The organism is uncultured Aliiroseovarius sp. (assembly GCF_947497285.1).
Classification (GTDB): Bacteria; Pseudomonadota; Alphaproteobacteria; order Rhodobacterales; family Rhodobacteraceae; genus Aliiroseovarius.
The window spans coordinates 96,737-109,963 of the sequence record NZ_CANMFT010000006.1 but is presented as its reverse complement, the minus strand read 5'-3'; the positions used below and the strand labels follow the sequence as shown (position 1 = coordinate 109,963).

Annotated in this window: 11 protein-coding genes; 3 read left to right on the top strand and 8 right to left on the bottom strand. The window is 60.0% G+C overall.

What is annotated here, in order from left to right; translation table 11 throughout:
* Window positions 1–200: 200 nt before the first annotated feature.
* The 8 genes from Q0864_RS11915 to Q0864_RS11880 all read right to left on the bottom strand — a co-directional run bounded on the left by Q0864_RS11915 (window position 201) and on the right by Q0864_RS11880 (window position 10,846).
* Window positions 201–1,052, bottom strand: a complete 852-nt coding sequence (locus Q0864_RS11915) for a sulfotransferase (RefSeq protein ID WP_298569811.1) — start codon at window positions 1,050–1,052, stop codon at window positions 201–203.
* Between the two features lie 4 nt (window positions 1,053–1,056).
* On the bottom strand, window positions 1,057–2,229 hold the full coding sequence (locus tag Q0864_RS11910) for a glycosyltransferase family 4 protein (RefSeq protein ID WP_298569809.1): 1,173 nt from the start codon (window positions 2,227–2,229) through the stop codon (window positions 1,057–1,059).
* Window positions 2,230–2,245: 16 nt separating this feature from the next.
* The gene (locus Q0864_RS11905) at window positions 2,246–3,475 is read right to left on the bottom strand and encodes a polysaccharide biosynthesis/export family protein (RefSeq protein ID WP_298569806.1); all 1,230 of its coding nucleotides are present in this window, start codon (window positions 3,473–3,475) and stop codon (window positions 2,246–2,248) included.
* Window positions 3,472–4,824 carry an O-antigen ligase family protein gene (locus Q0864_RS11900; protein ID WP_298569801.1) on the bottom strand — a complete coding sequence of 451 codons (1,353 nt, stop codon included), beginning with the start codon at window positions 4,822–4,824 and terminating at the stop codon, window positions 3,472–3,474. The genes Q0864_RS11905 and Q0864_RS11900 overlap by 4 nt, the downstream gene beginning before the upstream one ends.
* Window positions 4,821–6,182 (bottom strand): lipopolysaccharide biosynthesis protein, encoded by a 1,362-nt coding sequence (locus Q0864_RS11895; protein ID WP_298569798.1) that lies wholly within the window; start codon window positions 6,180–6,182, stop codon window positions 4,821–4,823. Before Q0864_RS11895 ends, Q0864_RS11900 begins: the two co-directional genes overlap by 4 nt.
* Window positions 6,179–7,561: a hypothetical protein gene (locus tag Q0864_RS11890; RefSeq protein WP_298569795.1), complete on the bottom strand. Its 1,383-nt coding sequence runs from the start codon at window positions 7,559–7,561 to the stop codon at window positions 6,179–6,181. The genes Q0864_RS11895 and Q0864_RS11890 overlap by 4 nt, the downstream gene beginning before the upstream one ends.
* A gap of 34 nt (window positions 7,562–7,595) precedes the next feature.
* On the bottom strand, window positions 7,596–9,467 hold the full coding sequence (locus Q0864_RS11885) for an AAA family ATPase (protein ID WP_298569792.1): 1,872 nt from the start codon (window positions 9,465–9,467) through the stop codon (window positions 7,596–7,598).
* 74 nt (window positions 9,468–9,541) lie between these two features.
* Window positions 9,542–10,846: a glycosyltransferase gene (locus Q0864_RS11880; RefSeq protein ID WP_298569789.1), complete on the bottom strand. Its 1,305-nt coding sequence runs from the start codon at window positions 10,844–10,846 to the stop codon at window positions 9,542–9,544.
* Window positions 10,847–10,992: 146 nt separating this feature from the next.
* Here Q0864_RS11880 and Q0864_RS11875 point away from each other — a divergent pair, with 146 nt between their 5' ends.
* The 3 genes from Q0864_RS11875 to Q0864_RS11865 are packed head-to-tail and all read left to right on the top strand — an operon-like array spanning window position 10,993 to window position 13,222.
* The gene (locus tag Q0864_RS11875) at window positions 10,993–11,613 is read left to right on the top strand and encodes a sugar transferase (RefSeq protein ID WP_298569786.1); all 621 of its coding nucleotides are present in this window, start codon (window positions 10,993–10,995) and stop codon (window positions 11,611–11,613) included.
* On the top strand, window positions 11,610–12,527 hold the full coding sequence (locus tag Q0864_RS11870) for a methionyl-tRNA formyltransferase (RefSeq protein WP_298569772.1): 918 nt from the start codon (window positions 11,610–11,612) through the stop codon (window positions 12,525–12,527). Before Q0864_RS11875 ends, Q0864_RS11870 begins: the two co-directional genes overlap by 4 nt.
* Window positions 12,524–13,222, top strand: coding sequence for a PIG-L deacetylase family protein (locus Q0864_RS11865; RefSeq protein WP_298569761.1), 699 nt, complete (start codon window positions 12,524–12,526; stop codon window positions 13,220–13,222). Before Q0864_RS11870 ends, Q0864_RS11865 begins: the two co-directional genes overlap by 4 nt.
* The last annotated feature ends 5 nt before the right edge of the window (window positions 13,223–13,227 follow it).

Sequence of the window (13,227 nt, the reverse complement as noted above, 5' to 3'; positions counted from 1 at the left end):
TCGGCAAGTTTTCTAATGAAATGTCTCAACACTTTGTTTCCAAGGTGTCGCACCCAGTGCAATCCAGCAGATATACCTTTGCATATAAAGGCAATGGTCAAGAAAATCAGGACATATCCTTGATTTCGGCATATTCACGCCGTTCATAGCGTTTCAAGCTATGCGGGGGCCTGCTTTCGGGAGCTCAATCTATGGTGGTGTTAACCTTTAGAATCGCTTCCAAATTGCTGGTCCCAGCGGGCGACGACATCCGGTGCAACCGCGCGCAATTTGTCGACATCGTCGCGGAAATAGTCCGTCATTTTGCGTTCAAGGTCGGGTGTCAATGCGGGATAGCTGACGGGCCGCGCCACGGCGTTTCGCAGGGCTTTCATCGGTGTTGATTCCCGGATCGGGTCAAGGATCGGGCGCAGCGGGGCCAGAACCTTTCGCAAGCCGCGCGGCACGACCGGGGCCTCTTTGTCTTTCACCTTTTCGCGCAAGGGAGCGCTGAGCACACCGCCATAGCCGATATGGTCGGCAACCAGTGCCAATTGACGCGTCGGGTCGGTCGCCACGTTCTCGAACGCCAACAACAGGATCTGATCTGCCGGAAACAAGGCATAGAACCGGTCCAGATGGTGGGCATAGCGTCCATCATGCAAGAACCGCTCCTGCCCGGCGCGATCAGGGTTTAGATGACGGTCGATGTCACCTGACACCTCACCACGTCGAAACAGCATGCAATAGTCGGAATAGGCGCGCTGCACAGGGTTGCGCATTTGCACGATCAACCGGGCATCGGGGTAGGCATCCTTGATCCGTTGCGCCGCAGCGGGTTCGGTCAGATAGGAGTTCGACTTTTCGCCAATAAGATCAGTTGACGCGGCGGAGGCAAACTGGTCGCGATACCAATCGAACCCGCGATCATAAACACGCGAGAAGAAATGCAGCTCGGGCGCGGGCATAAAGATTCCGGGACTTGCCGACAGTGATTGCTGCTCCCAGGTTGTTGCACATTTGGCTGCGCCGATGATCAGAAAGTCGATGGGTCTGCCGGACGGCTTGGTCATGGGATCAGTCCTTGTTCGGGCAAAGGTCGTCGTAAACCGCACAGACTTGGGTGACGTGACGCCCCAGCCCGTATTCGGATCGGGCTTCGTCCTGAGCGGTGCGCGTGATGGCGTTCAGCAGGGCCGGATCGTCGGCCAGTTGTCTGATGGGGCGCGCGAAGGCGGCAGGGTTCCAGGGGTCGACCAGAAAGCCTGTCGTGCCATCCGTGATTGCTTCGGGGTTGCCGCCGTGATGCGTTGCGATGACCGGGGTGCCCAGATGCATCGCTTCGATCAGGGTGCGCCCAAACGGTTCATCAAGCGCGGTGATCAGCAAGGCATCAACGCCCGCCATTGCCGGGGCAGGCGGGTCGCGAAACCCCATCAGGTGCAGCCTGTCCTGTATGCCCAGAGCCTTGGCGCGCGCCACGCAGGCCGCGTCCAGATCCGAGCCTTCGGTTTCGACCTTGCCGAAGATCAATCCATGCACGGGACGGTCTGTGACCGCATCGGCCACCGCCGCGACAGCTTCGGTAAAATGCACAGGTCGCTTGCGTTCGTTCAGCACACCGAAATAGGCCAGCAACAGGGTGTCGTCAGGCACACGCAATTCGTCGCACAAAGCCTTGTGGCTGGCCGCGCGATCAGGTGTCGGGGTGGACAAATCGAAAGGGCTGCGCACGACTGAGAAGCTTCGATCCACGGACCGTATCGGGCGAACGGGTCGTGAAAACTCGGACACTGAAAGGATGCGATCCGCCAGAAGCGGCGCGATCTTGTTCACGCCCAAGGCATCGGGGGCCTGCCGGTGATGCCAGACAAACTTGCACCCCGCCAGTTTGGCGGGCAGCCCCCACGACCCATGCATGCGCCCGTCATTGGTGTGCACGATGTCGATCTTCCACTGCCTCAGCAACTTGACCATCCGCGGCACCGACCCAAGCAGAAACCCCGGAACCGAGGCATCCGAGGGGCTGCGGCTGTGGCGTGGAGCGATGATCGGCGGTGTGGTCACAACCGTATAGTCCAGCCCCATGTCGGCGATAAAATCGCCCAAAGCGCCAGCTTCACGGTGCAGCACGATCACTGGGTCATATCGCGTCAGGTCAAGGGCGCAGATCAGCTTCAGCGCCGAGACATGGCTGCCACCAATCGTTGCTCCCCCGACGAAGGGGTAGAGGATGCGTGTCTTACCCATGTCGGGATCCAGTATATCAGTTGGCGTCAGGCATGGCTTGGTCGACGCGGTCGATCTCTATCGTATCGCCGGGGCGCATCGGATCGGTGGCACGAATGTCTGATGTGGTTGCCACACCGTCCACGACCCGGGTCACACGATAACGCGTCGCCATTTCTCCTACCGTATCTGGCACTGCCATCCCTGCCGATACGGCCTGTGCGCGCAATGCACGCGCCGTGGCCAGCCTGATCTGCAGGCCCGAGATGTCGCGTTCAACAGCATTCAGGCGCGCCAGCGTTTCCGCGCGCGCGTCATCCACAAGAGCCAGCTCGTCGCGCTGGGCGCGGTTGAGCTGCTGCTGTGCGGTCAGGCGCGCGATTTCAAGCTGAAGGCGTTTCGCCTCCAACTCATTCAGTGCCGAAGTCAACGCATTCACCCGCGTGTTCACTGTCAGTCCACGCTCTTTTAGCGAACTTACATCTTTCAGCTCGGCTTCGGTCGTTACAATCTGATCGGCGCGCAACGCGATCTGGGCGGTCAGCCGGTCGATCTGTTCGCGCAACACCGCCTGCAAGTCGCGGATCCGCTCGCCTTGGGCGGCGCGCGCGTTTTGTTTGGCGGCCAGAATGTCGGCCTCAAGGCCCTGCGGAAGTTCGGTCATGCCGTCATCCCCAGATGCCTCTTGTGCGTTCAGGGCCTCAAGGTCGGCCAGCAACTGCTGCTGCTCGGCGGTGTGCGCCTCGATCTGGTTTTCCAACATGCGGACCTCGCCGCCAAGGCGCATCGTGTCAAACGTAAAGCCGTTCTGGTCCCCCGGATTGGTGCGCAAGAGCCCCCCTGAAAGCGCCATGGCTTGCTGAGCGGTCAAGCCCGGACGATAGGGGTAGGCCCCCGGCGAACTGACCGCACCCAGAACATAGACGGGCAGGTGACCGATAACCTGGACCCCAATGCGTGGCGGAGGAGACAAGCCAAGCTTGCGTTCTATCGCGATCGCGAGTTGGCGCGAAAGCGTTGTCACGGTTTCGCCCTTCGCAGCCAAGGATCCGATTAACGGCAGCGAAAGCGTGCCGTTGGACCCGATGGTGTATTCACCGGATACCCCATCCAGAACAGCATAGGCATCCTGTTCCGAATCCCAACGCAAAACACGCACCAGCAATTCATCTTGTTCGTTTAGAACATAATCCTCGCCCAAGGCAGGCAAGGTGGCTGCCAGAAGGGTGGCCAGGACCGTCAGGATGATCTTGCGCAAAGGGCTCATGAGCGGGCTCTCCTTTTCAGGGTTGGGGATGGGTGTGGCAGTATTGGCTGGTCTTTGTGGCGCAAGGGCGTCAGCAGCGATGCTGTCAGGGATAGCAGCAAGATCCACGGCACGTTCCAGAAACGGGCATAGAAGGTGGGGAACATGTTGAAGGCGACCGCGTAGATCAACAGCACAACCAAGGTCATTGCCCAGACCTGTCGATTGACCCGCGAAACGATTGCCGCCCACACCAGTGTCAGGGCTGACAGGAAGAACCCGATCAAACCCAGAAGCGAGATCAGACCGCCTTCGACAAAGGCCGCGAGATAATTGTTGTGTACAGCCGCGTTGTGGGCGCTGTATTCGCGGAACTGTTCCACGCCCAAGCCAAGAAACACCGTATCCTTCATGATCGCCATGGCCTCTTGAATCAGTAACGCCCGATCCGAGAACGTTCCCGCACCCACCAGGCCACGGTTCAGCAGCGGGTCCAGCACCCGGTTGCGGAAGATTTCGGGCAGGAAGATATCACCGAACGCCAGCAGGATGACGACGACAACTGCCACGATCGCAGCCGAGATCGGGATGTGCCGAATGGGCCCGACGATCAAGACCAGCAGCGTGACACCAAGGAACGTGGCCAACAGCCCCGACACCGATCCGGTCAGCATGATGCCATAGATCAGCGGGGGAATGCAGAGCAGAACCGAACGTGCCCGCATCGCGCCCAGCTTATAAAGCCCAAGCACCAGAACAATCGCGATCGCGCCATGCACCGCCGTTTCGTTTTCGCGCTGGATCAGCGACCGCATCCGCCCGTTGCCCGACACCAACATCCGGTTGGGATTGTCCACGAAATGGACGACATAAGCGCCAAATAACATGACGAACACATAGGCCGCGATCAGCAGCTTGATCAGCGCCAAGGTCTGCGCATAGGAGCGACCGCCAAGGATCATTGGCAGCACGAGCAAGGAATAGCTGTATTGCGCAAGCGTGTTGGGCAAAGCAGCCGGGTCACCGTTTATGACCGAGCTCATGGTCATACCGCCCGCAAAGGCAATGAAGGACAGACCCCAGAATGCCGTTGCCGGGCCGAAAAAGCGGATCGGCACGCTTCCTTTTGCCAACATCAGAATAAAAGCGGCGAGCGCCACGATGTCGGACGCGGTGATGTAAACCCCGCTGAGACGTATGTGGTTCATTGGCGCCAGAACGACCGCTGCGGCGACCAACAGCCCCTCGGGTGTTCGCAATCCTGCGGCCGCCAATCCAAAGGGATCAAACCGTGCCGACCTGTGGCGCAGGTCCGGCGTGCGATGGTGGTGGTGATGGTGATGGTGGTGGCGATGTGGGTTCTGTTTCATACAGGCTCCTCCTGCTCGGAGGCGTTGGCGGCGGGCCGCGTGGCTTTCGCGCGCAAGGCACGGTGGGTCAACCATATACAGGCGATCAGCCACAGGCTATTGCAAATAAGGTGCGTCAACGCCGCACCGGTCACGCCAAACATGGACACCAACGGATAAAGCAGCACGAAAAATAGCGCCGCTGTGACCACCCCCGTCCACATAAGCCCGCGGTCTGCGTCAAGGCTCAATAGCACCGGCCCAAGAATGACGCCGGCCAAAAACAGTGCAACTGCAATGGCTTGGACTGACACGACCGTTGTTGCGGCCGCGAAATCGGGTCCGAAAATGCTGGTGACGAGGGGCTCGATGAACCACAGGGTCGGCAGCAATCCGGCCACCAAAACCGCGGTGAACCCAAGGCTGATCGACGTCGCTGTCTTGCTGATTTTCTGGTATTCGCCGCGCGCCGCAAAACGTGCGAATTCGGGAAACACCACTTGCTTGATCGGGCGCCCCAGCCGGATCGCGGCTTCACCGCACCGGCGCGCAATGTGGTAGTGACCGACATAAACAGGGGCCACCAACGTCGCCAGGATCACGACATCCAGCCGTTGTGTGGTCTGGCGCAGGATCACCGCCAGATTGGAGTTCCACATGAGGCGCAGAAACCCCGGATTGGCGGTCAGCATAGCTTGCATGCCAGACAGGGTCATCGTCTGGCCATGACGTTTCATCTCGCGGCGACCAAAGAGATAGGCGGCCAGCCCTTCAACGAGGCTGAAGGCGATGAAAATGGCGACGAAATGCAAAAGATCGCCCCCCAACAGGTAGGCGATGACTGACAAGATCGCACGGAATGCCGCGGTGGCCGTGTCGATCTTGGCCAGCACGTCAAACCGATCATACAGGCGCAACAGCGCGATGCCGGTCGCGCGCAAGGAAACAAGCACAGCCAAAGCGCCCAGCGTCAGATAGGTGGCGGGCTGCCCCTCCAACCCCATAACGGGGGCAAGCATGGGCGCAAGCGCCAACACGACGACCGCCGCCAAAACACCGCCAGCGATGTCCAGCAGGACCGACAAGCCGATCAGTCGCGCAAAACGACCCTGATCCTTGTTTTCAAGCGCGGCGCTGCCATGATGGATGACCGCTTGCCACGGTTCCAGATGGACAAGACGCGCGATGATGCGGGCGAAGGCCTCGATCAAGGCAAGCGCGCCAAGCCCGGCAGCCCCCAAAGCACGCGCCGCAACGGCAAGCGATACCATGCCCAGAATAGCCATTGCGACCTGTGACGAGACGATCCACTTCAAATTGCGCAAAAGGCGCGCGGCGACCTGATCGCCCTTCAACTTCGCAAGCTTCGTCCGGATCATGTGCCGTCCCCTGCAAGCTGCGCCAACCAAAGCTCCAGATTGCTGGTGCCACCGCTGTGGGCGGGCTGCCATGGATCATCTGGCTCTGCGGGGTCAAGGCCGGGGGTCTGGGCTTCCCAGTCATCCGGGAACCCGTCGCCGTCACTATCGGTTATGGCGGGCGCTATTCTTAGGTCCGGCCAGCCCCCAACCTGATCGACCCGGTCGATAACGGCGCCAGTGCAGTGGCGCACGTCGTCCAGAACGCGCGCATCAAGGGCGTCGGGCTGACGGTTTGGCAGGATCTGATCACCTGCGCGGGCCAGCACTGTTTCAAGCACCTGATCCGAGGGTAGGGCAGGGGTGGTCAATGTGATGTCCGTGTCCGGGATCTGGCTGCGTTTGGCTTCCCGGTCCAACACGCGGGTATTGCGTTTTCGACACCCGTTGGCGGTGCTGGCGATATTGTCGCGCACCATCAAAGCCACATCGGTCGCATCGTTCCAGTTGAACACCTGAACGGCTTCAGGCGTGCGCCAGATGGTGCTTGGCCCGGTCAAGGCAACGTTGCCGACATAGGCGATGCGGGTCTCTCCCAACAGATCATAAAACTCGCCGAACTGGCTGATCGGGTTGTAGAAAACGTTGTTGATGACCTCGACCGGGCCGATTGAAGTGGCTTTGATGTCGGGGTTGCGATCGCGGTGGTGGGCGAACAGGTTTCGCAAAAGCGTGATCCGGCCACAGGCATTGTCCGACCCCTCGTCAGAACAGATCAGCGCCCCTTTCGAATGCTTGCCCTTGGGATGAGTGCTGCGATCTAGGCTAAGGGCAAGAAGGCTGTCGGCCAGCGTGATGTCGGCTGCTGTCGCGTTCGAGACATGGATGTTGAACGTCTCGTCCGTGGCAAATCCCATGGACAGGTTGCCAAGGTAGATGCGGCGCGCATTCTCGACCGTGACGGCATCTACGGTGGGGGATGGTGTCTTGCTGGGGCCGGGACGGATCTTTAGAAAGCGCACCACGACGTCTGTCACATTTTTTAGGATAAGCGGCGTATGCGTCGACGCTGCGTTTCTGATCTGCACCCCGTCGCCCGGTGCCGTTTGGCCAGCCACATAAAGGTTGGCGCCCAGATAGATGGGTGTCGCCAACGAGATGGTGCCGCTGACCGTGAAGATGCAAACCCGCGCCTCTCCCCGGTTCTCAGCACATGCGCGCAGCGATCCGGGTCCGCGATCATCTAGCGTGGTCACGGCCACAACATCGCCGCCACGCCACCCAATGGCACCCGCGCCGAAGCCTTGCGCACCGGGAAACGCCAGCTGGCTCGAAAATGCCGAACCGTCTGCCAGTGCGCCGGACAATCCTGCAAACATGGCAACAACAGACGCGGCCATCCTCACGCAGAACCAACGCGCCTGTATCGGGCGACTATTTGTAATAGCCTTCGCCATAATTGTAATACTGGGCATATCCACCGTATCCCAGTCTCCGATGACGGCGTGTGTCCACGTCGTTGATGATGGTTGCCGAAATGGGCAAACCGTCGCGTTTCAGACGCTCGACCGTGTCACGCAGGACGGTTTCAGATGTCCGCCCCCAGCGCACAACCTGCCAGATTTCGTCGGCCAGAATGCCGATGCGCAGCGTGTCATCGACCACCAGAACGGGCGGCGTGTCGATCACGATCAGGTCGTATTCCTGGTGCAGCTTTTCCTTGAGCGTGGACAGCAGCTTGCGTTGATCCTTGAGGTTCGCTGAGCTGCGCGCGTCAAGCGAGATCAAGTCCAACCCTTCAATGCGTTCGCCTTTGATGACGACCGGACTGGGGCGCACGGCCCCCGACACTGCATCAGCCAGTTTGCTTGGCGGCTCTGACGATTCCAGCAGGCGGGCGGCGTCTTCTCGGTGGCTGTCCATGTCGATAACAAGCACCTTCAACCCGTCCACAGCAGCGGCAAGGCCAAGTGCGACGGTCACGGTGGACTTGCCTTCATGGGGCAAGCCCGAAGTGATCATAACCACCCATCCGTCGCTTTCGTCGTCAAACCAAAGGCCAGTGGCACTGCGCACGGCTTGGGCAAACATGGATCGGGGGTTGGACAGCAGGTAATGTGCCACAGAGTCCTGTGGACGGAACGCGATCGAGCGGTTGAAGCGCGGCAAAAAGCCAGCATTCGGCATGCCTGAGACGCGGATTGTTTGTTCTTCGTTCCAAAGACGACGGTTCATCAGGTCCAGCACCAAAGCCACCACAAACGCCAGCACCAGCCCACCAATCGCGCTGATGATCAGGGCTGCGGTCTTGTTGGGCCAAGACGCCGAGGCCGGTGCGCGGGCGACCGACACCTGACGTGCGCCCTGTCCGACAAGCTGGATCTGGGTTTCCAGCTCATTCAGCTTTTCGATTGCGGTTTGATATCGTGACCGCTGAAGTTCCAGCAGTCGTTCCTTGCGCATCTGTGTCAGCTCTGCGCGCGTGCGGTCTTGCAGGGCGGCTTCGACACTGGCGAGCTCTTTTGTCAGGCGTTCCGTGTTGGCCGCGTCTTGCCCCTCTTGTCCGCCAGCCCGCAGGATGGTCGTCAGGTATTGGACTTGTGACCTTAACCGTTCAGGCAATTGATCATCGTCCAACTTGTTTTCCCGGATGAAGTCCGCCAGGTCCAGTTCGGTCAGGGTCAGTTCTTCACCCAAAGTGGCAACGCGCGTGCGCAAGAAGTCGATCGACTTGCTGACGTTGGCCTTCTGTTCGGACACGCCGCTCTGGATATAGACATCAGCAATGCCATTGGCGATTTTCGCAGCAAGCTTGGCATTGTCCGCGGTTGCGATGATGTCGATGGCCAGACTTTCGCCGGATCGAAACACTTTGTAAGCCGACTGCAACTTGTCCAGCACACGTTCTTGGTGCAACGCTACGTTGTCAGCCGAAGGGTTTGCCCCGATTTTAACGAAGGTGGGGTCGTCAAACAGCGCCAGCGAGTCGGCGACTTGGGCGGCGAAGGCGCGCGAGCGCAAGACATCCATTTCGGTTTCGATCACCGCGCGCGACAGCTCGAAGCTTTCAAGCTGCGTATCGGTGCGGCTGACACGCGTGTCCAGCCCCGTCAGGACCAATGTCGATCGTGCGGTGAAGCGTTCGTCCAGACGTGTCAGGACCAGTGCCGTAACGCCGATCACGCCGATTACGATCAACATCATCATGCGCAAATGGCGCCGAAGGATGATCCAAAAGCCGTCCAGACCAATGCGGTCAAAATCGCTGGGTGTGGTGTCGTGTCTGTGTTGTGTGTCTGCCGTCATGTGGCGTGCTCCTCCGTGAGCCGACAGATTGAAAAAAACTAATAACTCCCGATGCTGTCACACCGGTCAAAGCATTAATAGCGGCGATCCCCACGATTTGGGGAAACTTTTTGCGTGGATGGCGAATGTGCCAATTTATCTTGCGAGGCTTGTCCGAATTGGGTTTCGTCTGCGCCTTTCCCGGTCGCCCGGTTCAGCGCGCGGGCATAGGCTGCATCGTGGCGGTCGACATAGCGTGGGGCCGAAAAATGTTCCGAGACGCGGGCGCGGGCGCGTTGGCCCAGTTCATTGCGCGCCGCTTGCCCCGCATCTATCAGGGACGCGACGGCTTTCGCCTGCTCTTGCGGTGCGGCAGGGGCGACAACCCGACCCGTGTCGCCAACCAACAGCGCACAATCCCCGACATCCGTGACCACACACGGCACACCCGCGGCCATGGCTTCGGCAACTGCAAGTGGAAATGCCTCGCCCCAGGCCGAGGAGAGTAGGAAGATGTCAAAGCCCGGCACGATCGAATGCACGTCGGATCGGGTCTCAAGTGCGGTGACGCGGTCGCGGATGCCAAGCTCGCTTGCGGTTTGGACGGCGGGGCTGTCGCTTAGGCCTTCGCCGACCAAAACGGCCTGCACGTCGTGCCCCATCTCGATCAGCATGGCTGTGGCCCGCACCATGGAAACGTGGTCTTTCATCGGGTGGCCACGTGCCACATTACCGACAATCAGCCGCCCGTCCGGGATTTTGCAGATCGCGCCAAGGCGGGCACGGGCGTCGGGGTCGGGTTTGAAGACTTCGGTGTCGACCGCATTGGGGATCAGGTCGACATTGTCTTTACAAAAGCCGATCGCCTCGTGCTGGTCTTGCGACACACCCGAGCAGTAAGTGATCAGATCGACCCGCTTCGACATCGCTGCCATCAGCCGCACCACCCATCGGGTCGAACGTTTCTCGTTGGCAATGTCCTGAAGCGAGTGGTGCACACCCCAGACCAGCGCCGGACCATCCTTTCGGCGGTTGCCGATCAGACCTGCCCACGCCGCGAGGCATCCGTGATACATCCATCCATGCACGATGTCGGGCTTTGCATCGCGCAACAGGCGACGCAAACGCCAAAGCGCCGCCGGAGTGACCCGACCGGGGCTGAGCCCGAGATCTGCAACCTGAACACCAAGCGCCTCAATGTCTGGCGCGATAGGGCCCGAGGGGACCAGCGAAATCACCGAATGCGAAGCCGCATTTTCACCAAGTGCCGATAAATAGCGTTGCAACATAATCTGGGCGCCACCCACATTTGTAGTGGTGACGACGTGAATAACCTTCATGCCGGGAAGGTTGCATGGATTGGGAATGTCTGGCAAGGTCGAAACTTGATGTATGTGCATGTAGGGGCGTGGTTTTCTGGTGTATTGGCCCGCTATTTCGCGGCTCGGTTTCGAAGTTCTAAACAATGCATTCTTGGTTGGATTATTGTCGCGAAAAAGTGGAGTATCGCTATTCCACACGCGCCTTCACTGTTTGATGGGTTTTCATGGACAGAAGATTGGAATTGTTGATTTGCCTGGTCGCGCTTGTCGTGGCTGTGCCTCTGTTTTTACTGACTTATCTGGTGGTGTTTGTGGCGCTTGGGCGACCTGTGATGTTCCACCAGGAACGCTCGGGTCGGAACGGCGTGCCATTTCAGGTGGTGAAATTTCGGACATTGACCGACGCCCGTGATGCCGATGGTGTCTGGTTGCCGGATGCCGAGCGGCTGACACCTCTGACCAAGCTATTGCGGCGCACGCGGTTTGACGAATTGCCGCAGTTGTTCATCATCCTGCGTGGGCGAATGGCGCTGGTCGGACCGCGCCCCTTGTTGCCCCGCACAATCGAAGACTTTGGTCCGGCTGGCAAACTGCGCGGATCGGTGCGCCCCGGTCTGACCGGCTGGTCGCAGGTCAGCGGCAACACCGCCCTAAGCGACAACGAGAAGCTGCAACTGGACTTGTGGTATGTGGCGCACCGCTCGACCCGGCTTGACCTGAACATCCTCGCTGAAACCGTCGGTGTCGCCGTGTTCGGAGAACGCCGGCGCATGGACCGGCTGGAACGCGCCGCCGCGTGGCTGGCGACCCAACCGACGCAGAACAAGACCGAGGCACAGTCATGAACACCGTTTTTGTCGGAGCCGTCGAAGGATCATTGGCCGCGCTGTCAGCCATCTGTGAGGCAGGGCATCTGCCCAAGCTGGTGGTAACTTTGCCGCCTGAATTGGCGCATCGCCATTCGGATTTCGCTGATCTCGCTCCGGTTGCGGAGCGGTATGGCACCCCGGTGCACTACACGCGCAAAAGCGATGCGCCAGAGACCATCGCAGCGATTGCCGCCACAGATCCTGATCTGGTGCTGGTGATCGGATGGTCGCAGCTTTGCGGGGCAACCTTCCGCGCGGTGCCAAAGCTGGGATGCGTCGGGTTTCACCCTTCGGATTTGCCCAAGCTGCGTGGGCGCGCTGTCGTGCCGTGGACGATCTTGCTGGGCGAACGCGATGTGGGGGCGTCGCTGTTCTGGTTGGGCGAAGGCGCTGACACCGGTCCCATCGCGGCCAAGGCACAGTTTACCATCGACCCGGACACGATCACTGTGCGCGAGCTTTACGACCGACACCTTGAGGCGCTGGTCGACATGCTGCCCAAGCTTCTCACCCGCATTGCGACGGGCGACGTGCCGCGCGTGCCGCAGGACGAAACAGGCGCCACGACCTGCGCCTTGCGCCGGCCAGAGGATGGGCGGATCGACTGGTCGGCCCCGGCGCGTGACATTCACCGGCTGATCCGCGCCGTCGGGCCGCCCTATCCAGGCGCGTTCACTACGACGACAGATGGAACCAAGCTGGTGTTGACCGGTGTTCGCTATACGCCGCGTGAGGGCTACTTTATCGGCATGCCGGGGCAGGTTCAGGCGATTGAGGGGCGGCAGTTTACGGTCGCTTGCGGTGATGGCGTCTGCATTGATATTCTGGATTGGAGCGGCGCCGAGGCCCCGCCCAAACTGCATACTTGTCTGGGAAGGGTAACGACATGACCAAGGTTTCTTCGTTCGGGGGCGACCCGACCGCCCCGGTGCTGATTGTCGCGCCACACCCCGATGACGAGGTTCTGGGCGTAGGCGGCACCATTGCTCGGCTGGCGCATGAAGGGCGCGAGGTGCATGTGGCCATCGTGACCCGTGGGCAACCGCCCCGCTTTGACGCGGCCCAGATCGCGACGGTTCAGGCCGAGGCAGAAGCCGCCCATGGCCATTTGGGGATCACCCAGACGCACTGGCTTGATTTTCCGGCCGCTGAACTGGCCGAACACCCCCACGGAGCATTGAATGCCGGTCTGGGCAAGCTTGTGGCCGATCTGGCGCCCAGCCTGATCTTTGCCCCGCATCCGGGTGACATTCATTTGGACCATCAGCTTAGCTTTTTGTCCACGTTGGTCGCCAGTCGTCCGCATCAGCATGACTATCCCGCCACGATCATGGCGTATGAAACCGTTTCGGAAACAAACTGGAACGCACCTTACCTGACGCCCCCTTTCGTGCCGAATGTCTTTGTCGACATTACCGACCATCTTGAAACCAAGCTTGCGGCTTTCTGTTTGTTCAAAAGTCAGGTCAAGGGTCCGCCGCATGAACGGTCTGTCGAAACCCTTCGTGCGCTTGCAACCTTGCGCGGGGCAACGGTGCACCGGGCTGCCGCCGAGGGTTTCGTCCTTGTGCGCAACGTCATCTAAGCTGG